This window comes from Sphingorhabdus sp., from assembly GCF_046154385.1.
GTDB lineage: Bacteria > Pseudomonadota > Alphaproteobacteria > Sphingomonadales > Sphingomonadaceae > Sphingorhabdus_B.
This window is the reverse complement of sequence record NZ_JBJXFW010000045.1, coordinates 16,702-34,643: the sequence shown is the minus strand read 5'-3', so window position 1 is coordinate 34,643 and position 17,942 is coordinate 16,702. Positions and strand designations below refer to the sequence as shown.

20 protein-coding genes are annotated in these 17,942 nt (G+C 54.5%); 10 read left to right on the top strand and 10 right to left on the bottom strand.

The window, feature by feature from the left end:
* Together thrB and rnhA are read left to right on the top strand one after the other, a co-directional pair.
* Positions 1–966 carry a homoserine kinase gene (gene thrB / locus ACKVOS_RS08725; RefSeq protein ID WP_409211623.1) on the top strand — a complete coding sequence of 322 codons (966 nt, stop codon included), beginning with the start codon at positions 1–3 and terminating at the stop codon, positions 964–966.
* A 12-nt stretch (positions 967–978) separates the two neighbouring features.
* Positions 979–1,419 carry a ribonuclease HI gene (rnhA, locus tag ACKVOS_RS08720; RefSeq protein ID WP_409211622.1) on the top strand — a complete coding sequence of 147 codons (441 nt, stop codon included), beginning with the start codon at positions 979–981 and terminating at the stop codon, positions 1,417–1,419.
* A gap of 9 nt (positions 1,420–1,428) precedes the next feature.
* Here rnhA and ACKVOS_RS08715 read toward each other — a convergent pair whose 3' ends face one another.
* From ACKVOS_RS08715 to ACKVOS_RS08705, 3 genes are all read right to left on the bottom strand, one after another.
* Positions 1,429–1,605 (bottom strand): YegP family protein, encoded by a 177-nt coding sequence (locus ACKVOS_RS08715; RefSeq protein WP_409211621.1) that lies wholly within the window; start codon positions 1,603–1,605, stop codon positions 1,429–1,431.
* Positions 1,606–1,735: 130 nt separating this feature from the next.
* Positions 1,736–2,845 (bottom strand): NAD(P)/FAD-dependent oxidoreductase, encoded by a 1,110-nt coding sequence (locus ACKVOS_RS08710; protein ID WP_409211620.1) that lies wholly within the window; start codon positions 2,843–2,845, stop codon positions 1,736–1,738.
* A complete protein-coding gene (locus ACKVOS_RS08705) occupies positions 2,842–3,798 on the bottom strand; it encodes an alpha/beta fold hydrolase (protein ID WP_409211619.1) in 957 nt (318 codons plus the stop codon). The genes ACKVOS_RS08710 and ACKVOS_RS08705 overlap by 4 nt, the downstream gene beginning before the upstream one ends.
* A gap of 40 nt (positions 3,799–3,838) precedes the next feature.
* On the opposite strand from ACKVOS_RS08705, the gene ACKVOS_RS08700 reads away from it, so the two are divergent.
* The 7 genes from ACKVOS_RS08700 (at position 3,839) to ACKVOS_RS08670 (ending at position 10,887) form a co-directional block, all read left to right on the top strand.
* Positions 3,839–4,312 (top strand): prepilin peptidase, encoded by a 474-nt coding sequence (locus ACKVOS_RS08700; protein ID WP_409211618.1) that lies wholly within the window; start codon positions 3,839–3,841, stop codon positions 4,310–4,312.
* A gap of 44 nt (positions 4,313–4,356) precedes the next feature.
* Positions 4,357–5,400, top strand: a complete 1,044-nt coding sequence (cpaB, locus tag ACKVOS_RS08695) for a Flp pilus assembly protein CpaB (RefSeq protein WP_409211617.1) — start codon at positions 4,357–4,359, stop codon at positions 5,398–5,400.
* A gap of 1 nt (position 5,401) precedes the next feature.
* On the top strand, positions 5,402–6,955 hold the full coding sequence (locus ACKVOS_RS08690) for a type II and III secretion system protein family protein (RefSeq protein ID WP_409211616.1): 1,554 nt from the start codon (positions 5,402–5,404) through the stop codon (positions 6,953–6,955).
* Positions 6,956–6,976: 21 nt separating this feature from the next.
* Positions 6,977–7,582 (top strand): CpaD family pilus assembly protein, encoded by a 606-nt coding sequence (locus tag ACKVOS_RS08685; protein ID WP_409211615.1) that lies wholly within the window; start codon positions 6,977–6,979, stop codon positions 7,580–7,582.
* Positions 7,582–8,838 carry a CpaE family protein gene (locus ACKVOS_RS08680; RefSeq protein WP_409211614.1) on the top strand — a complete coding sequence of 419 codons (1,257 nt, stop codon included), beginning with the start codon at positions 7,582–7,584 and terminating at the stop codon, positions 8,836–8,838. Before ACKVOS_RS08685 ends, ACKVOS_RS08680 begins: the two co-directional genes overlap by 1 nt.
* Before the next feature lie 66 nt (positions 8,839–8,904).
* Complete coding sequence (locus ACKVOS_RS08675; RefSeq protein WP_409211613.1) at positions 8,905–9,870, top strand: type II secretion system F family protein; 966 nt, start codon at positions 8,905–8,907, stop codon at positions 9,868–9,870.
* Between the two features lie 21 nt (positions 9,871–9,891).
* Positions 9,892–10,887 carry a type II secretion system F family protein gene (locus ACKVOS_RS08670; RefSeq protein ID WP_409211612.1) on the top strand — a complete coding sequence of 332 codons (996 nt, stop codon included), beginning with the start codon at positions 9,892–9,894 and terminating at the stop codon, positions 10,885–10,887.
* 241 nt (positions 10,888–11,128) lie between these two features.
* On the opposite strand, the gene ACKVOS_RS08665 is transcribed toward ACKVOS_RS08670, so the two are convergent.
* From ACKVOS_RS08665 to maiA, 6 genes are all read right to left on the bottom strand, one after another.
* Positions 11,129–12,139 carry a fumarylacetoacetate hydrolase family protein gene (locus ACKVOS_RS08665; protein ID WP_409211611.1) on the bottom strand — a complete coding sequence of 337 codons (1,011 nt, stop codon included), beginning with the start codon at positions 12,137–12,139 and terminating at the stop codon, positions 11,129–11,131.
* Positions 12,140–12,208: 69 nt separating this feature from the next.
* The gene (locus tag ACKVOS_RS08660) at positions 12,209–12,757 is read right to left on the bottom strand and encodes a VOC family protein (protein ID WP_409211610.1); all 549 of its coding nucleotides are present in this window, start codon (positions 12,755–12,757) and stop codon (positions 12,209–12,211) included.
* On the bottom strand, positions 12,754–13,848 hold the full coding sequence (gene hppD, locus ACKVOS_RS08655; RefSeq protein WP_409211609.1) for a 4-hydroxyphenylpyruvate dioxygenase: 1,095 nt from the start codon (positions 13,846–13,848) through the stop codon (positions 12,754–12,756). The genes ACKVOS_RS08660 and hppD overlap by 4 nt, the downstream gene beginning before the upstream one ends.
* A gap of 93 nt (positions 13,849–13,941) precedes the next feature.
* Positions 13,942–14,394: a MarR family winged helix-turn-helix transcriptional regulator gene (locus tag ACKVOS_RS08650; protein WP_409211608.1), complete on the bottom strand. Its 453-nt coding sequence runs from the start codon at positions 14,392–14,394 to the stop codon at positions 13,942–13,944.
* Positions 14,394–16,514, bottom strand: coding sequence for a TonB-dependent receptor (locus ACKVOS_RS08645; protein WP_409211607.1), 2,121 nt, complete (start codon positions 16,512–16,514; stop codon positions 14,394–14,396). Before ACKVOS_RS08645 ends, ACKVOS_RS08650 begins: the two co-directional genes overlap by 1 nt.
* Positions 16,511–17,146 (bottom strand): maleylacetoacetate isomerase, encoded by a 636-nt coding sequence (gene maiA / locus ACKVOS_RS08640; RefSeq protein WP_409211606.1) that lies wholly within the window; start codon positions 17,144–17,146, stop codon positions 16,511–16,513. The genes ACKVOS_RS08645 and maiA overlap by 4 nt, the downstream gene beginning before the upstream one ends.
* A 96-nt stretch (positions 17,147–17,242) precedes the next feature.
* On the opposite strand from maiA, the gene ACKVOS_RS08635 reads away from it, so the two are divergent.
* Entirely contained in the window at positions 17,243–17,665 is a 423-nt protein-coding gene (locus ACKVOS_RS08635; protein ID WP_409211605.1) for a DUF2147 domain-containing protein, read from the top strand.
* On the opposite strand, the gene ACKVOS_RS08630 is transcribed toward ACKVOS_RS08635, so the two are convergent.
* On the bottom strand, positions 17,610–17,873 hold the full coding sequence (locus tag ACKVOS_RS08630) for a hypothetical protein (RefSeq protein WP_409211604.1): 264 nt from the start codon (positions 17,871–17,873) through the stop codon (positions 17,610–17,612). The two genes, ACKVOS_RS08635 and ACKVOS_RS08630, sit on opposite strands and share 56 nt — an antisense overlap.
* Between the last annotated feature and the right edge of the window lie 69 nt (positions 17,874–17,942).

The window sequence follows — 17,942 nt, the reverse complement described above, 5'->3', positions numbered from 1 at the left end:
TTGGCGGTCTATACGCATTTGGGGCCGGAGCAGGTTTCTGAATTTCTGCTGCTATATGATGCGGGTGAGCTGATCTCCCTGAAAGGGATTGCCGAAGGCGTTGAAAACAGCAACTACTTTGTGGAAACTACAAAAAGTCGTTTTATTCTAACGCTCTATGAAAACAGGGTCGATCCGGCCGACCTTCCCTTTTTCTATGCTTTGCTGAAACATCTTCACGACGCAGGGTGCAAGGTTCCGCGTTTTATTGTAGATCGTACTGGGAAATGGCTGCACGCAATTGCGGGGCGTCCTGCATGCCTCATCGAATTTTTGCACGGCGTTTCGGTTACGCAACCCAATGCGGCACAAGCGGAGGCCACAGGCGCGGCGCTTGGCCAGATGCATGCTGCGCTTGCTGATTTCCACCCCACAAGGCCCAACAGCCTGGGGGTTGACGCATGGCGCGCACTCGCCAGCCAATGCACATCGTCGGGACTGAATGGCATCAGCCCCGGCCTTTCCGAACGGATTGGGACCGAGTGCGATTATCTTGAAAGTCATTGGCCAAAGTCGCTGCCCGTTGGCGCAATCCATGCGGATTTGTTTCCGGATAACGTCCTGATGCTAGGCGATCAGGTCACCGGGTTAATCGATTTCTATTTCGCCTGTACTGACTTTTGCGGCTATGATCTGGCTGTTACCCACAGTGCCTGGTGCTTCAATCCCGAAGGATCGATTTTCCATCCTGATTTAAGCGATGGCTTGTTGACGGGCTATAATCGCCATTTTGCGATGGATGTACCAACCCGGGACGCCTTGTCAGTGTTTCTCCGTGGTGCGTGCTTGCGTTTTTTGCTGACACGATGTTACGATTGGATAAACACGCCCGCCAATGCCATGGTCACCCGGAAAGACCCGCTGGCTTATTTGCGTCGACTGGATTTTTATAGCGATAAGAACAATATATCAGCTATTTTAGGATGATGGGGGCCGAAATTGAAGCAGGTGGAAATATTTACCGATGGGGCGTGCAAGGGTAATCCCGGCCCCGGCGGCTGGGGTGCGATTGTTCGATATGGCACGCGGGAAAAGGAAATTTCGGGCGGCGACCCCGATACCACCAATAACCGAATGGAAATGTGGGCAGCAATTCAGGCGCTGAATATTCTGATCGAACCCTGCCATGTCAAAATGCACACCGATAGCAAATATGTCCTCGACGGCATTACCAAATGGGTCCACGGCTGGCAAAGAAACGGTTGGAAAAACGCGTCAAAACAGCCTGTTCGCAACGCCGATCTTTGGCATGATTTGATCGAAGCTGTAGCGAAGCATGAAATCGAGTGGATTTGGGTCAAGGGCCATGACGGCCATCCCGAAAATGAACGCGCCGACCGCCTCGCCAGCGATGCTGCAGAGGCCGCCCGCGCGCGCTAGGGTCAGGGTCTATTCGGCGTCACGTACTTCCGCGCCGGGGCCATTTTTCAAAATCGACTCAATCGCTTTTTTCGCACCGGCCTTGCTCGAATAACCTTCGGTCCAGAAAATGGATTCGTTGTTATATTTGAAATAGGCGACATGCTCGCCCTTCTTATTCTTTTTGATTTCAAAATAATGGGCCATAAATCTTCTCCTCTTTACCAGCTGAATCGACGCCTTTCGAACGTGGTCCCGATGCAATTTTTGGTTATGGAAACCACGTGGATCCGATAGACTGGTCACATTATCAATGACCCGGCAAATGCCAAGTAAATCAGTGTAAACGCTCAGGCAGATAGTCGCTTGCACGAACTCCAGCTGGCGGGACTAATGTGTCGACGATCATCGATGCTGCAAGTTTGGCGGTTGCCGGGGCCGTCTGGATGCCAAAACCACCCTGTCCCGCCAGCCAGAAAAACGCGGCATTTTGGGGATCGGGTCCGATGACCGGTTTACGATCCGGTGCAAAGCTCCGCAAACCGGCCCATTTATGCTCAACCCGGCGAATGTCCCAATCGACGACCTGTTGCAGACGATCAATCGCAAGCGCGACGTCAATTTCCTCGGGCGCGGTGTCGCAGGCTGCTGTTGGCGTTTCGTCATGGGGGCTTAACCACAAGGTTCCGCCGCTGTCGGGTTTGAAATAGAAACTGCCGTCAAGCCCGATGACCAGAGGCAAATTTGCCGGTGCCGCTGGCGATACTGACAATTGGGCGATCGTGCGCCGATAAGGTTGTATGCCAAGGGGCCGGATTTGCGCCATTAGAGCCACATCATCGGCCCATGCACCAGCTGCATTTACCAGGATATCGGCTGTCCAATTCTTACCCGGTGCCGATAGATGCCAACATCCCGCTTTCCACTGCACCGATTGTATGCGGGCGTTGCATTGCAACTCCACAGCTTGCCGTTTTGCCTGTCGCAGATAGGCCCCGTGCAATCCACCTACATTGATATCGCAACAATCCGGTTCCCAAAGTCCGGATATCCAATCCGGCAACAATCCCGGAACATGCCGTTCGATCCCCGTTCGTCCCAGCCGTTCGAAACGGACACCGCTATCGGCAAAATCGGAAAGCAGCGCGTCGGCAAGCGATTGATGCAAATGCGTTCCCAAATGCAATGCACCACGCGCGTGCATCAGCGGTACATCGTGGAAATCGGGCGCTGGATTTGCCAAAAAGGGGCCAGAAACCGTGGTCAAAGGTTGAACCGATGGCCCGCCATAGCTTTCATCCCAAAATGCAGCAGAGCGGCCGGTTGAATGATATCCCGGCTGCGCCTCCGCCTCGATCAACAGGACAGATTTGAACGCCGATATCTCAGCGGCAAGGCTTGCGCCAGCGATCCCGGCGCCGATAATGGCTACATTGAAATCGCTCATTTCACCGGCGCATATTGGTCCAGGAAAATTTGGATATGTTCGATGCACTGGTCGCGCACTGCATCTGTTTCACGCAGCAATTCATGCGCGGCTTCTTTGCCGAATATCAGTGTTTCCGAATGCGGAAGCCGTTTGCTGTCCTTGATGACCCGCGGCGTGCTGACCAATTGGTCCGCGGTCGTTGCCATCAACAGCACTGGCGTTTTGACCGCTTCCAGCTTGCCCGGTTCATCAAGAGACCGGATTGACGCAATCGCCCGCTCGATCCAGTGCCAGCTTGGCGGTCCAAGTTTGACTTCGGGTCGCAGCGTCCACCACGCAAGTTCGTCTTCATATCTGTCTTTGTCGCCGGTCAATATATTGCCACGGACATTCATCGGCGACAGCGGCTTTTCGCTTACCTTCCATGCGGGCGTTTCTGCCCGCCCGATCATGCACATCAACTTGGCAAAGGCATGATTCAGCGAAAGCGGCAATCCGCCCGTCTGAATGCCGAGCATTGGCGCACTCAGGGCAACCGCAACAGGATCAAAAGCCTTTTCGACAAGCGCGCGCATCGCCAAATGCCCGCCCATGCTGTGTGCAAGGACAACATGTGGGCCCAGAGTTTCGGCTTTCCAAATCCCCCAAAAATGACGCAGATCAGCAATCCATGTTGAAAAATCATCGATATGCCCAACATGTGGATCGTCCAGCAGTCGGCCCGACACACCCTGCCCGCGCCAGTCGATCGAAGTAACGCGCCAGCCTAAAGACGCAAAATAGGCCAGTGTTTCGAGATATTTTTCATAGTGGTCGCCGCGCCCCGGCAAGAAAAGCAATGATCCTCTGGGATCTTTTGCGCCTTGCCAGTCAATCCGCCTGATCGGCCAGCCATCCTGTGCACGCCATAAGCTTTCAGTTGCATCAGACGGTATTGCGCGTCGGTTTATCTCAAATTTCTGGGCGTGCATGGTTACCTTTTAGCAAGCTTTGATGGTTAATGCTTGGCAAATGACTAGTGAAACACTCGCTTACGCACTCCTGGGGGGATTGGCAATTGCGCTCATCGTCTCGATTTATACTGACGTAAGATACCGTCTTATTTTCAACAAGATAACATTGGCAGTCGCGCTCGCCGCACCTGCTTATTGGTACGCGATAGGGGGCTTCACTCCGCTTGCAATCGGCGTGCACCTGTTGACTGCGACGATTGTTTTCATCTTCTTTGCAATTGCCTTCCGTTTTGGCGCGATGGGCGGCGGAGATGTCAAGCTTTTCGGGGCCTTAGCCTTATGGTGGCCCTGGGTCGATGTCATCCGGATGGTGCTCTACGCTTCGATACTGGGGGCGGTGGTAACCATTATTTTCGTGATAATTCACAAGGCGAAACAACAAGATGGACGCGTGCGCGTACCATATGGGGTCGCAATAGCCTTTGCCGGCCTCTGGATAGCCGGTGAACGGATTTTTAACCATTTTACGTGAAATAGCATTCTTCAAACAGGGGACCTTTCAGGGGACAGTTCGTCATGGATAGGAAAAAAGTTATCTTGCTGGTGGCCGCGCTTTTAATAGCAGCCATTACCGCGTTTCTTGCGCGCAGCATGTTTACCGGAGCGGCAGCGCCCACAGCGGCGGCGGCCAAGCCGGTCGAAACCGGACCCAAGGTCATGGTCGCGACACGGGCATTGCCGGTCGGTACGATCATCAACGCCGAAAGCTTCCGCTATCAGCCTTGGCCAAAAGAACTGGTCGAAGACGCTTATTTCATTGAAGGCCCGGGCGCCAGTGAAGGTCCTGATGGCGCAGCTGGCGCCATGTCACCCGATGAGTTGATCGGAACCGTTGTCCGCAACGCGATTACTGCGGGCCAGCCCATTACAAAGGGTTCTCTTGTAAAGCCCGGCGACCGCGGATTTCTCGCAGCGGCCCTTGGACCTGGTATGCGCGCCATTACGGTGCCCGTATCTGCGCTGACCGGTGTAGCTGGATTTATCTTCCCTGGCGACCGTGTCGACCTTGTGCTGACGCAGAACATCGCAGGCCCCGGTGGCCCTCCGTTGAAAGTATCGGAAACAATCCTGCGCAACATGCGCGTTCTGGCAACCGACCAACGTTCAACCAACACTGTTGACGAAGCCGGAAATACCGTTGTTCGCAAATATAAGCTGGTCACAATGGAAGCAACTCCATCGATTGCCGAGCGTATTACCGTAGCACAATCACTGGGTACGATCAGCCTTTCATTGCGATCACTCGCCGATAATGCGGCCGAACTGGAGCAAGCGCTGGCCACTGGTGAAGTAAACATTCCCGAAGGCGCGACCGCCGAACAGGAAGCCGCCATCATGAAAAAGATCGCTCAGCGCCCGATTTCAGGAAAAAGCACTTACACAACAGGCGGTGATGTATCGCGGTTCCAGCGGAGCAGCATTCCTGCCCAAACCCCGCTGGCAATCGCCTCGGAAAATGTCCGCATCCAAAGGCAAGTCCAGAAAGTCGTCAGTTCACAAACGGTCCGCGTATCACGCGCAGGCGCCGAAACTGTGGTTGACGTAAGCCGGAGACAGTAAGATGAAAACGATAGCAAAAATCAAATCCGGCTTTGCGGCAGCAGTGCTGACCGCAGCCCTTGGCACCACTTCGATCGTCGCTTTGCCGGGCGTTGCCCACGCACAGTCCGCGAAAGATGCGAAGCTTGTGACGCTGGCAATCGGTCGCGGACAACAGATCAACCTGAGCTCGACCATCACTGATGTCGTTGTCGCCAATCCAAGCGTCGCTGATGTCGAAGTGAAATCTGGCCGGCAACTTTACATCGTTGCCAAAGGTCCGGGCGAAACGAGCATCGTTGCAACCGATGCCGCTGGCCGGACGGTCTATTCCGCGACCGTTCGCGTTGGTACGAACCTAGACTCCATCGACCAGATGTTGGCTGTGGCCATGCCGGATGCCGATATCAAAGTCACGACGATGAATGGTATCATCATGTTGACCGGGACGGTTAAGCAGCCCGAAGAAGCTTCGGACGCAGCCGATCTTGTCACCGCATTTAGCGGCGGACAGTCCAGGGTCGTAAACCGCATCAAGACAGCGACCCCATTGCAAATTAACCTGCAAGTCCGTGTTGCGGAGGTCAGCCGGTCGCTGGCAAAAGAAATCAGTGGCAACTTCAACACCCGTGATTTCGACGGCCCAACCGGCAATGGCTTCCTGCTCCCTTTCCAAAGCGCTGGTCGGAATTTTGCGAATATCACCGGTGGCTACCCAAATATACCACGTACGGGCGCATCGCCAGTCACAACATATGATATAACCCAGCTAACCGGCTCTGCGCTGATCGGCGCAGCGGGCAAGCTCTTCGGTATCGATGTTGCCGCGGCATTCGACTTGTCGGAGCGCGCCGGTTTGATTTCAACGCTGGCCAATCCCAACCTGACCACGGTTTCAGGCGAAACCGCCGAGTTTCTGGCTGGCGGGACTTTTCCGGTCGTAACATCGTCAGACAATGGTGTGTCGGTTCAGTACCAGTCCTATGGCGTCAGCCTGACCTACACACCGATCGTGCTTTCTGATGGCCGCATATCGCTGCGTGTCCGTTCCGAAGTATCCGATATTTCGTCACAAGGCGCGGTGCGGGTCGGCGGACTTGAAGTCCCCGCAACTACAACCCGGATGGCGGAAACAACCGTCGAGTTGGGTTCTGGCCAAAGCATGATGATCGCAGGTTTACTAAGCAACCAGTTGAACACTTCGGTCGACAAAACGCCCGGTGCCGGAGACATTCCGATTTTGGGCGCATTGTTCAAATCCAATGGTTGGCGTCGCAATGAAACTGAATTGATGATCGTCATCACCCCGTATCTGGTAAAGCCAGTATCGGATAGCGAGATCAAACTGCCGACTGACGGCATCCATTCAGCCAATGACGCCGAACGCCTCCTGCTGGGCAAGGTTCTCGACAAGGACGGTGACAAAACCCGACCAATGCCGACCATCGCCCCTGCACCATCCAGTGGCCCGGAAATGGGCTCGGTCAGCGACGCAGCACCGGCTTTGCCGCAAAAAGGTGACAAAGCAAAAGCGCAAGCCGCGGTTTCAGGCCCCGGTTTCAGTTTCGACCAATAATCCCAGTTCAGGAGAATGACTATGCGTAACATGAAATTCCTGACCGCAGCAGCTGCCAGCATAACATTGGCTGGATGTGCTGCAGGCTCGCTGGGAACATCGAACACATCGATGTATTCAGTTCACCAACCTGTGGTTGAACGCACCAATTATGCGATTGATCTGAACAGCGATGGCGGCGGTATATCTTCGGCAGAGCAGACCCGACTAGGTGAATGGTTTGATGCATTGCAATTGGGCTATGGTGACCGCGTATCGGTCGACTTTGGCTCTGCTTATGCAAATCAATCCGCAGCCAAAATCGTTTCGAAAGTGGCGGCCGAGCGTGGTGTTCTGCTTGACGAGGTTGCCCCCGTAACCGCGGGGCAAGTCGTGTCCGGCATGATGCGCGTTATCGTAACCCGTTCCAAGGCATCGGTGCCATCGTGCCCCGATTTCACCACCGATCATGATCGCAACTACAATGCCAGCAACCACAGCAACCACGGTTGTTCGGTAAACAGCAATCTGGCAGCCATGATTGCCAATCCAGAAGATCTGGTGCGCGGACAAGAAAACAAGCGGCTTGATACCAATAGCGGCAAAAGAGCGGTCGATACCTACCGCGCCAAAACCGGAGGCAACTAATGAACGCTCCTTGGAAATCCGGCGTCGCCGGAACTCGTGACCCGATTAACGCATATGTCTGCGATGATCTGACGCTGGACGTCATTCGCGGCGTCTGCGAAGAAATGGGCTGGAGCCAGGACAAAGCCTATAAGGGCGGTCTTCGCAATGCAATCCAGTCGCTTTCGGTATCCGCCAGTCCGCAAATATTGCTCGTGGACCTGTCGGAATCGGGTGACCCTATTTCCGATATCAACAGCCTTGCCGAAGTGTGCGAGCCCGGAACGATTGTTATCGCCGTCGGCCAAGTCAACGATGTGCGTTTATACCGTGATTTGTTGATGTCCGGACTTCAGGACTATTTGCTGAAACCTTTGAGCCCCGATGCCTTGCGCGATGCTTTTGCCAACGCGCAAACCATATTGAACGCGCCAAAGCATGAAGAACATTCGGCAGATCGTCCGCATGTGTCGACCGCTGTTATCGGGACGCGTGGCGGATGCGGTGCTTCAACAATCGCAGCTTCGCTCGCCTGGACATTTTCGCAAGGACAAGGCCATCCAACCGGATTCCTTGACCTCGATGTCCATTTTGGCACCGGCGCACTGGCAATGGACCTTGAGCCGGGCCGCGGCCTGACCGACGCCATCGACAATCCCAGCCGTATCGATGGATTGTTCATCGAACGCGCAATGATCAAGGCGAACGACAAGCTCTCCATCCTTTCGGCAGAAGCACCGATGAGCAGCCCTGTGCTGACGGACGGAAGTGCATTCTATCAATTGCAGGAAGAATTCCGCGCAGCATTTGAAAACACGGTCATCGACATGCCGCGCAGTATGCTGATCGCATATCCGCATCTGATGCAAGATGTGAATATGGCAGTTGTCACAACCGAACTGACATTGGCCGCCGCGCGCGATACCATTCGCGTTCTGGCATGGCTGAAACAAAATGCGCCGCATTGCAAAACCATTGTTGTCGCCAACAATGTACAAGCTGCGGCACTCGAAATTAGCCGTAAGGACTTTGAAGGCACCATCGAGCGCAAAATCGATCTGTTGCTTCCTTCGGACCCCAAAGCAACTGCGCAAGCCGCCAAAGTAGGCCAGCCGATCGTTCAGGCAGTAAGAGGCAGCAAGCTGTCGACCGGGATTGTCAATTTGGCCGATATGATTGCCGGAAGCGCCGCGGAAGTTGCCGAAGCGGCCCCGCAAACGGAAAAAACCAAAAAATCCGTAATGTCCGGTTTCAAGTCGCTGTTGAAAAAGAAATAAACCTCGTGGCGGCGATGCACCCGTATGTGATGCATCGCCGGCACGTAAATTTGGGCTAAGCAAACAATGATGCAAAATCTTATTCTTGCTACAGGTTTCATGCTGGTTCTGGTCCTGATCGCGCTCGCTTTCATTGGACCAAATATCGGCAAGGCAACCACACGCCGCCTGGGTGCGGTCAAGATGCGTCATTCCGACAGCGCGGATGCACGCGTCGAGCAACAAATGCGTAAGGCATTGGCCGCACGTCGTCCTATGATCTTTACCGACGGACGCAGCATCAGCCGCTCCGACAAGTTGAGACTGCGCCTCGCGCAAACTGGCAAGAACTGGAATTTGCAGCAATATATGTCGGCATCGGCAAGCATTACCGCGCTTGTTATGATCGGCCTTTGGATCAAAGGCGCTCCCATATATCTCTCGCTTTTCGGCGGATTGATGCTGGGCGCCGGACTTCCGCATTTTGTCGTTAACTTTCTGATCGCAGGCCGCATTAAAAAGTTCACGACCAACTTCCCCGACGCAATCGAATTGCTCGTGCGCGGCCTGAAATCAGGCCTTCCCGTCGGCGAAACGCTTGGTGTGGTCGCAAGGGAAATACCCGGACCTGTTGGCGAAGAGTTCAAGATGGTCACCGAAAAAGTCCGGATTGGTAAGTCGATGGAAGACGCGCTGCAAGAAACGGCGGACCGCATGGGAACGCCGGAATTCCAGTTTTTTGTCATCACCCTTGCCATACAACGCGAAACGGGCGGCAATCTGGCTGAAACACTTTCAAATCTGGCCGACGTGTTACGCAAACGCGCGCAAATGAAGCTCAAAATTCGCGCAATGTCGTCCGAATCGAAAGCATCGGCCTATATCGTGGGATCACTGCCGTTTTTCGTGTTCGGTATGGTCTGGTCCGTGAACCAGAAATATCTGGCGGGCTTCTTCTTCGAACCACGGCTGATGATCGCGGGCATGATCGGCATTGTATGGATGTCGATTGGCGCCTTTATCATGGCCAAAATGGTCAATTTTGAAATTTAGTGTTGGGGGCGGGATAAAGAAATGACCAATCCAGGTGGACCTCAACTTTTAGGTATCGACGTCTTGTGGGTCGCCACATTATTATCGGCCGTCGCAGCTGTTGCCGTAATTTTTGCAATTTATGCCGCCGTAACCGTCCGTGATCCAATGTCAAAACGGGTCAAGGCACTGAGTGATCGGCGCGAACAGCTGAAAGCCGGTATTACCGCCACAACATCCAAAAAGCGCGCAAAACTGGTTCGGAAGACCGAAACCACCGATAAAATGCGTCACATGCTGTCAAAGCTTCAAGTTTTGCAGGAAGACCAGATCAAGACGGTGCAGCAAAAATTGTCGCAGGCCGGTATTCGCCGCAAAGAGCTGGCGGTGACCGTGATTTTCAGTCGTCTCGTCCTTCCTGTCGTCTTTGGTGGAGGAGCTGCGCTGTGGATTTATGGCTTGGGCGGAATGGCCGACTACAGCACGTTCAAGCGCTTTGCCGCGTTCGCAATCCTGACCATTTTAGGATATAAGGCGGCCGATATTTACTTGGGCAACCTTATTCAAAAACGCACCGATGCAATCCGCAAAGGCCTGCCCGATGCGCTCGATCTGCTCGTCATTTGTGCCGAAGCTGGATTGACGGTCGACACATCTTTCAACCGTGTCGCTAAGGAGCTTGGTCGTGGTTATCCTGAATTGGGCGATGAATTTGCACTCACTGCGATTGAACTCGGCTTTTTAACAGAGCGCCGGATGGCCTTTGAAAATCTTGCATTTCGCGTCAATCTTGACTCGATCAAGGGCGTCGTAACGACCATGATCCAGACAGAAAAATACGGAACGCCATTGGCTTCTGCCTTGCGCGTACTTTCGTCGGAATTCCGGAACGAACGTATGATGAAGGCCGAAGAAAAGGCTGCACGCCTTCCAGCCATTATGACCATCCCGTTGATCCTGTTCATCTTGCCGGTGTTGTTCATCGTTATTTTGGGACCAGCCGCCTGTTCGATTGGCGATGCATTCGCCAAGAAGTAGGCGGGTGGGATAAAGGGAGGGAGGGCGCTATAGGTGCGCCTTGAGGTCACGCTGACTAACCCTCCCCCGCCCCCTCCCGCATGCGGGAGGGGAGAAATCTAATTCCCGTCAACCCACTTACCCCTCCCGTCACCCTGAACTTGGTTCAGGGTGACGTCATTTGCAGGGGATAACTCCGCGCACACTGCATGAACCAATCCCCCTCCCGCTTGCGGGAGGGGAGTGCGGCGACAAGCGCAACTTAAGGTTTCGTCCGCACGACCTGTTCAATGGCCCCGAAAATATTGTGCCCTGCATCGTCGCGTACTTCGATACGGACAATATCGCCGTCCTTTAAAAAGGGTGTCGTCATTTCGCCCGTCTGGATCTTCTCAACCATCCGGACTTCCGCGATACAGCTATAGCCAAGCCCGCCCTGTGATACCGGCTTGCCGGGGCCACCGTCGGCATCGCGATTGGAAACGGTGCCCGATCCAATAATCGATCCGGCTTCAAGGTTACGTGTCTTTGCCAAATGCGCGATCAATACGCCGAAGTCGAATGTGCAATCTTCCGATGCCACAGCCCGGCCAAAAGGCGCGCCATTCAAATCGACCATCAATGGACGGTGCAGCTTTCCATCCCGCCAAAAATCCCCCAAGCTTTCGGGGGTAACAAAGACAGGGGAAAGCGCACTCGCCGGCTTTGACTGAACAAAGCCAAAGCCCTTTTCAAGTTCTGCCGGAATCAGGTTGCGCAAGCTGATGTCGTTAACAAGCCCGACAAGACGGATATAGGACAGTGCGTCTTGTGCCGAAACGCCGCGCGGCACATCGCCGGTTACGACCACAATTTCGGCCTCCAGATCACAGCCCCATTCTTCATTAGCGAGTGATATATCGTCGCGTGCGCCCAGAAATTCGTCTGATCCGCCCTGATACATCAGCGGATCATGCCAGAAACTGGCGGGCAATTCTGCCCCCCTTGCCTTTCGCACCAGTTCCACATGGTTGACATAGGCAGAGCCGTCCGCCCATTGGAAAGCGCGCGGTAAAGGCGCTGCGGCGTCATGTTCATGAAAGCGTTCGCGCGGGATTGCGGCATGTTCCAAATCTGTAGCAAGCGCTTGTAACCGGGGTAAGGTTCGATCCCAATCGTCCAGTGCCAACTGCAAAGTGGGTGCAATATGTCCGGCATCGGCGCACCAGGCGAGGTCATTTGAAACGACGACCAATTTGCCGTCACGGCCCGATTTTAACGATGCGAGTTTCATATATTCCCTCTCCTATTTTGCGCATGATGCCTGCAGTTTGCAGATGCGGCAACCTTTTGGTGGAGCGCCTTATTCACCCCCCGGTTCGATATGGAGCCAATCTGCGTGTTTGGGCGCTTTTTTCGTCCGGTCCCATTCATCCAGCATAGCCGCCGCGACCGATTGCAATTCATTATATTGTTCTTCGGTGCCTATGTCACAAGCCAGTTCCAACCGGTGGCCATTGGGGTCAAAAAAGTAGATTGAGCGAAAAATGCCGTGATAGGTTGGCCCAAGCACGTCAACGCCCTGTGCCTCGATATGGAGCTTTGCTGCTTTCAACATGTCAAAGTCGGCGACCTTGAATGCCAGATGCTGGACCCATTCAGGTGTCTGTTCGTCACGTCCCATTTCAGGCTGATTGGGCAATTCGAAAAACGCCAAAACATTGCCGCCGCCACACTCAAGAAAGATATGCATATAAGGATCATATGCGCCGGTGGAGGGCACATAATCTTCGGCAAAGGCATTGGTGTAGGTAAAGCCCATCACCCGTTCATACCATTCGACAGTCGTTTTGGCGTCCTTGCACCGGTAGGCGACATGATGGATCCGTTCCGATTTAAAGGGTACCGTCATTGCGACACCTCCAAAACACCGCGATCAATCTGGTCGCGTTCGATGCTTTCAAACAGCGCCTTGAAATTGCCTTCGCCGAACCCTTCATCGCCGCGGCGCTGGATAAATTCAAAGAATACGGGGCCGATCTGGGGCTGCGCGAAAATCTGCAGCAACAGGCGCGGCGCGCCTCCGTCTGTCGTGCCATCAAGCAATATACCACGTTGTTGCAACTCGTCAGCGGGTTGACCATGTCCCGGCAGGCGTTCGTCCAGCATCTTGTAATAGGTTTCGGGCGGTGCGGTCATGAACGGCACACCCAGCTTTTGCAGATTATCCCAGCAACCAATCAGATCGTCACAGATCAGCGCGATATGCTGGATACCCTCGCCATTATAGGCGCGCAGATATTCCTCTATCTGCCCGCCGCCAGCCTTGCCTTCTTCGTTCAGGGGAATGCGGATCTTGCCATCGGGGGCGGTCATCGCACGACTGGTCAAGCCGGTATATTCGCCCTTGATGTCGAAATAGCGGATCTCGCGAAAGTTGAAAATGCGTTCATACCAGGCGGACCAATGGGCCATGCGGCCGCCATAGACATTATGCGTCAGATGGTCGATTTTCTGGAACCCTGCTCCTACCGGGTTTCGCAGTATCCCGGGTAAATATTCGAAATCGATGTCATAGATTGACAGCGCTTCCGGATTTTCCAACGTGGCGTAGCGGTCCACCAGATAGATGAATGCGCCGCCAATGCCCTTTATCGCAGGAATGCGTAATTCCATCACGCCCGTCTTGCTTTCCACCGGCTCCGCACCGCGCGCCAAAGCCTCGTCATACGCTTTGGCGGCATCCCTGACCCGAAATGCCATTCCGCAAGCCGATGGACCATGTTCGGCGGCAAAGAAAGCGGCGGGACTGCGCGGTTCATAATTGGCGATCAGGTTAATCTCACCCTGTCGCCAAAGCTGCACATCCTTGGACCGATGCGACGCGATATGGGTAAATCCCATGCTCTGAAAAACAGGTTCCAAGACACCTTTCGCCGGAGCTGAAAACTCCACAAATTCGAAGCCATCAAGGCCGAGAGGGTTTTCGAACAGATCGGTCATGGGTCGCTCCAATATTTGCAATTTTGGATAAATTAAGGGCCGGATAGTCGGCTATAATTTAGTATCAACTGAAACTATATTTGGCAAGTTTTTTCACCCCAGTTCCGCAACCCGCGCCCGCAATTGGGCCAACATATTTTCAAGTGCTTTGGCTTCTCCGCTTCCCAGTATTTTTTCCAGCTCCGCCTCAACCGACAATGCCAGCGGTACAATCTGGTCATATAATTCCCGGCCCGTGTCCGTCAGCGCTACATGATGTGACCGGCCATCGGCTGCATTCGGGGCGCGAGCCACCAGCCCCCGATCTTCGAGCGCCTTTGTCGCGCGATTAACGGTAACCTTATCCATCGCGGTCGCTTCACACAATTCACGTTGCGTTGCTGACGCCCGTTCCCCCAATACCGCCATCAACCGCCATTCCGGTATCTTCAGCGCAAACCGGCCGCGATAGGCGCGCGCGATGAGGTCGCTGATCGCATTGGACGTAATCGATAATTGATAAGGCAGAAATTCCGCCAATTTCAGTTGTTGTTGTGTCTTTGCCATTAAAAATCTACCGCAATTCCAGCCCAAACTGTCCGTGGCATCGCCCTTTCGATCACACCGTCGCTGGCAATTGCTGCCTCCACCCTCGCATCGAACAGATTTTCGCCCGTCAATTCAAGCGTGATCTTCTTGCCGATATACACGCCGATGCCGGCATCAAGGGTTACAGCGCCTTTCAACCGGCGGCTGTTGACGTCATCTTCGAACTGTCCGCTGACGTAACGAACGGAAAAATTGGCGCGCGCGGCTTGCCCGTCATAGCCTATCCCCAGATTGGCAAAATGTTTAGGCACTTGTGCGGGGCGCGAACCTTTCAGCGCCGCCGCGCTTCCCCTCGCCTTGATCGTTGCATCGACATAAGCATAGCCAGCGTTCAGCGAGAACTCGCGGTGCGCATAGCTCGCTTCCATCTCCACACCCTTGCTGTTGATCGCATCAAGATTCTGCCGCTGCCGGAACACGCCGCCTGCCCCGACAAAGCCAACGCCGGGGAAATTGCCCGGACCATTGCCCAATCCGACATTGGCAATCGCGTTATCAAGCCTGTTCGTAAATAATGTCCCGCCAATCATGAAGCCTGCGCGTTCAAAATCCATACCGATCTCGGCACCCTTCAACCGTTCCGGCGCTAGCAATTCATTGGCGGCAGTCGCATCAGCCCCGACGCGAAATGGCCGGTAAAGCTCGTTCAGCGTCGGCAATCGCCATGCCAGATAAGCTGCGCTGCGAATTTTTACGCCATCGCCGGCGTTCCAGACTGCCCCTGCCCGGCCTGTACCTTCCCAACCCGACCGGTCAGCAAACACGTCGTCTGACCTTACCGAACCGGCAATATTTACCTCTTTGCGAAAACCGTCCGTGATACTCCAATGGTCGGCGCGCGCGCCGGCGGTGAAAGCAAGCTGATCAGATGGCTCAAAACTGGCTTCGGCGAATAGCCCCAAAGTATCGCTTTTGCCGCCTGCACGCCGGTTGCGACCGGGAACCAGGCCGGTGAAAAAGAAATTCTCGTTGGTTTCGCCGACCGTGCGACGCCACTCTCCGCCAATCCGCAATTCGGTCGATTCCCCCAATGGTGGGCGTATTTCCGCCCGCGCGCCCAGTCCTGTCGACGGAACCGAGAACTGATCAAGCGTCAAGCTGACGGAATTACGGCCCGACCCTATCGCACCAAAGCGGTTGGCAAATTGGCGCAATTGCACATAGCCGAGCACGCTCCACTGCCAAGCTGCCGCATCGCGATTGACCACCCTTACGCTCGCATCGACGCCGCTATTCTGGTTATCGGAAAAATCAAATCCACGGTCGCGTTCATCGGTAAATGCCCGCATATTTGCCTGCAATTCGGTATTTGCCGACAATGGCGCAACCGCGCGTATGGCAATTGCCCCTTGTTCATAAGGTGCGGCCCGGTCAACTGCACCGCGTTGCCCTTTCCGGATCGGGAAGAAGCCGTCACCGCGGGAAAAATTTCCCGAGATTGCGATGCTACCGGCACCCAATTTTTTGAGCAGCTTTGCATTGGCATTAACGCTGTTCCGGCTGCCAAGATGGAGGGCCGTTTTGGTACGACCCATATTTTGGAGGCTATCGAGCTCAATTACACCGGCCAGCGCGCCGGTTCCAGCCGCGACCTGGCCTGCACCTCTTTTGACTTTGATGCTGGCAAGTTGCAGGGCATCATAACCAGGCCAGCTGATCCAGCCACCAAAAGGATCGGCCTGCGGGACATCATCCAGCAGCAGCAGGGCGCGCGACGACGCATTGCCGCCCAAACCACGAAGCGTGACCCCCTGACTGGTTGGATTTGCAGATCGCGCATCCGACCGCCGAAACTGTTGCAATCCTGCGACCTGGGATAATGCGTTTTCCAGCCGGCTGGTGTTCTCCACAAGAAATGCCCGAGATACGGCATAGCTGCCCTCGTTTTTGGGGGCGGCCAAAGACCCGGTGACGACAATGTCCATGATGTCGATTGGCACCGGATATTCGGCGAGGTTTCGGATGCAGCCATAGGTGGCCTGATCATCCGGATCGCGCACGGGCCATTCACAACTTTGTGCACCGGCAGGCGCGGCGAACAGCAGCAGCGGTGCCGCGGTCAATATGGCTGATTTCATGCGTCCGGATTTACCGCATCGGGATGGGCCGCCTTGAAAGCGGGCATCGCCGTCAGCGCCGCGTCAATCCTGACGAGCTTGGGAAATGCCGCCAACGGCGTTTCAAACCGCCTTGCATTTGCCATTTGCGGCACCAGACAGACGTCCGCAAGATTGGGCAAATCGCCTCCGAACAGGCCGTCGGCCGGGGCCATGACTTCCAAGGCGGTAAAGCCCTCGACCATCCAATGCCGGTACCAATTGTCGATCGCGGCCTGATCCTGTCCCATTTGGTCTTTGAGATATTTCAGAACACGCAAATTGTTGATCGGATGGATATCCGCCGCAATCAACAAAGCCTGCGCCAAGGTTTTCGCGCGGTCCGCCGGGTTTGATGACACCATCGCCGGATCAGGATAATGTGCGTCGAGATAATCGATAATCGCAAGGCTTTGCGTCAGGTCGTGCCCGTCAATGGATAACATCGGTACAAATCCCTGCGGGTTGCGGGCGACGTAATCTGCGGATTTATGCTGCCCTTCGATCAGGCTTGTTGGAACAGAATGATAGGGCACGCCTTTTAGGTTGAGGGCGATGCGGACCCGGTAGCTGGCGGACGAACGCCAATAGTCGAAAAGTAAGATGTCATTCATGTTGAGCGGGTTAGCATGTCGCCATAAAAAGGCAAAAACATTGCGGCAATATGATTGTACGCTATGAACGGAAAAAAGAGGAATTGAGGAGCGTATATGATCTATCGAAAACTATCGGCGGCATTGATTGTTATTGGTTCTTTATCTGCATCGGCCCAGGCGGCGGCACCTGTTACGGGCCGCTGGGTCACCGAAAGCAAGGATGGCGTTGTTGAAATCTACGAATGCGGGACAGCGATATGCGGGAAACTGGCCAAATTCCTTGTACCGCCTCCCAACGGCGTTGGCCAAAAAGACATTAACAATCCGAACAAGTCCCTGCGTGGCCGGACCTTGTTGGGGATGGACATTCTGACCGGCTTTAAAGCGGCCGGGAATGAGTGGAAGGGGCAAATTTACGACCCCAAATCGGGCAAAACCTATCGGTCTATCATCTATAAGGGCAAGTCCGGGAACCTGGTCGTCAAGGGCTGTATCGGACCATTTTGTCAGGCGCAGAGCTGGACACCCGGGCGCTGACAGGCGCGTTTGCGACAGTGCGGAACAGGCGCATATGCTGTTTGAACTGGTCCGGCTGTTCGCGCCAATAACCCAGTTCATATAGTTCCACCAACGATTGCCGCAGCAATTCGAGCGCTGCGGCAATTTCGGACGCCGTTCCGCGCCCCAATGCTGCCGTCAGGCGTTCGCAGCGATGTTGTAACTTCGCCAGCGCTTGCAGCGTCATAATGCCTTCTCCTGTAAGGAGAATAAACGGCCTATATTGGGGCTAATTTAGAATCAGTCCAATTTGGAC

Bases quoted from the DNA above. Each gene is read 5' to 3' on its own strand.
- ACKVOS_RS08715 (WP_409211621.1), bottom strand. From the start codon at position 1,605: ATGGCCCATTATTTTGAAATCAAAAAGAATAAGAAGGGCGAGCATGTC.
- ACKVOS_RS08710 (WP_409211620.1), bottom strand. From the start codon at position 2,845: ATGAGCGATTTCAATGTAGCCATTATCGGCGCCGGGATCGCTGGCGCA.
- ACKVOS_RS08705 (WP_409211619.1), bottom strand. From the start codon at position 3,798: ATGCACGCCCAGAAATTTGAGATAAACCGACGCGCAATACCGTCTGAT.
- ACKVOS_RS08700 (WP_409211618.1), top strand. From the start codon at position 3,839: ATGACTAGTGAAACACTCGCTTACGCACTCCTGGGGGGATTGGCAATT.
- cpaB (WP_409211617.1), top strand. From the start codon at position 4,357: ATGGATAGGAAAAAAGTTATCTTGCTGGTGGCCGCGCTTTTAATAGCA.
- ACKVOS_RS08690 (WP_409211616.1), top strand. From the start codon at position 5,402: ATGAAAACGATAGCAAAAATCAAATCCGGCTTTGCGGCAGCAGTGCTG.
- ACKVOS_RS08685 (WP_409211615.1), top strand. From the start codon at position 6,977: ATGCGTAACATGAAATTCCTGACCGCAGCAGCTGCCAGCATAACATTG.
- ACKVOS_RS08680 (WP_409211614.1), top strand. From the start codon at position 7,582: ATGAACGCTCCTTGGAAATCCGGCGTCGCCGGAACTCGTGACCCGATT.
- ACKVOS_RS08675 (WP_409211613.1), top strand. From the start codon at position 8,905: ATGATGCAAAATCTTATTCTTGCTACAGGTTTCATGCTGGTTCTGGTC.
- ACKVOS_RS08670 (WP_409211612.1), top strand. From the start codon at position 9,892: ATGACCAATCCAGGTGGACCTCAACTTTTAGGTATCGACGTCTTGTGG.
- ACKVOS_RS08665 (WP_409211611.1), bottom strand. From the start codon at position 12,139: ATGAAACTCGCATCGTTAAAATCGGGCCGTGACGGCAAATTGGTCGTC.
- ACKVOS_RS08660 (WP_409211610.1), bottom strand. From the start codon at position 12,757: ATGACGGTACCCTTTAAATCGGAACGGATCCATCATGTCGCCTACCGG.
- hppD (WP_409211609.1), bottom strand. From the start codon at position 13,848: ATGACCGATCTGTTCGAAAACCCTCTCGGCCTTGATGGCTTCGAATTT.
- ACKVOS_RS08650 (WP_409211608.1), bottom strand. From the start codon at position 14,394: ATGGCAAAGACACAACAACAACTGAAATTGGCGGAATTTCTGCCTTAT.
- ACKVOS_RS08645 (WP_409211607.1), bottom strand. From the start codon at position 16,514: ATGAAATCAGCCATATTGACCGCGGCACCGCTGCTGCTGTTCGCCGCG.
- maiA (WP_409211606.1), bottom strand. From the start codon at position 17,146: ATGAATGACATCTTACTTTTCGACTATTGGCGTTCGTCCGCCAGCTAC.
- ACKVOS_RS08635 (WP_409211605.1), top strand. From the start codon at position 17,243: ATGATCTATCGAAAACTATCGGCGGCATTGATTGTTATTGGTTCTTTA.
- ACKVOS_RS08630 (WP_409211604.1), bottom strand. From the start codon at position 17,873: ATGACGCTGCAAGCGCTGGCGAAGTTACAACATCGCTGCGAACGCCTG.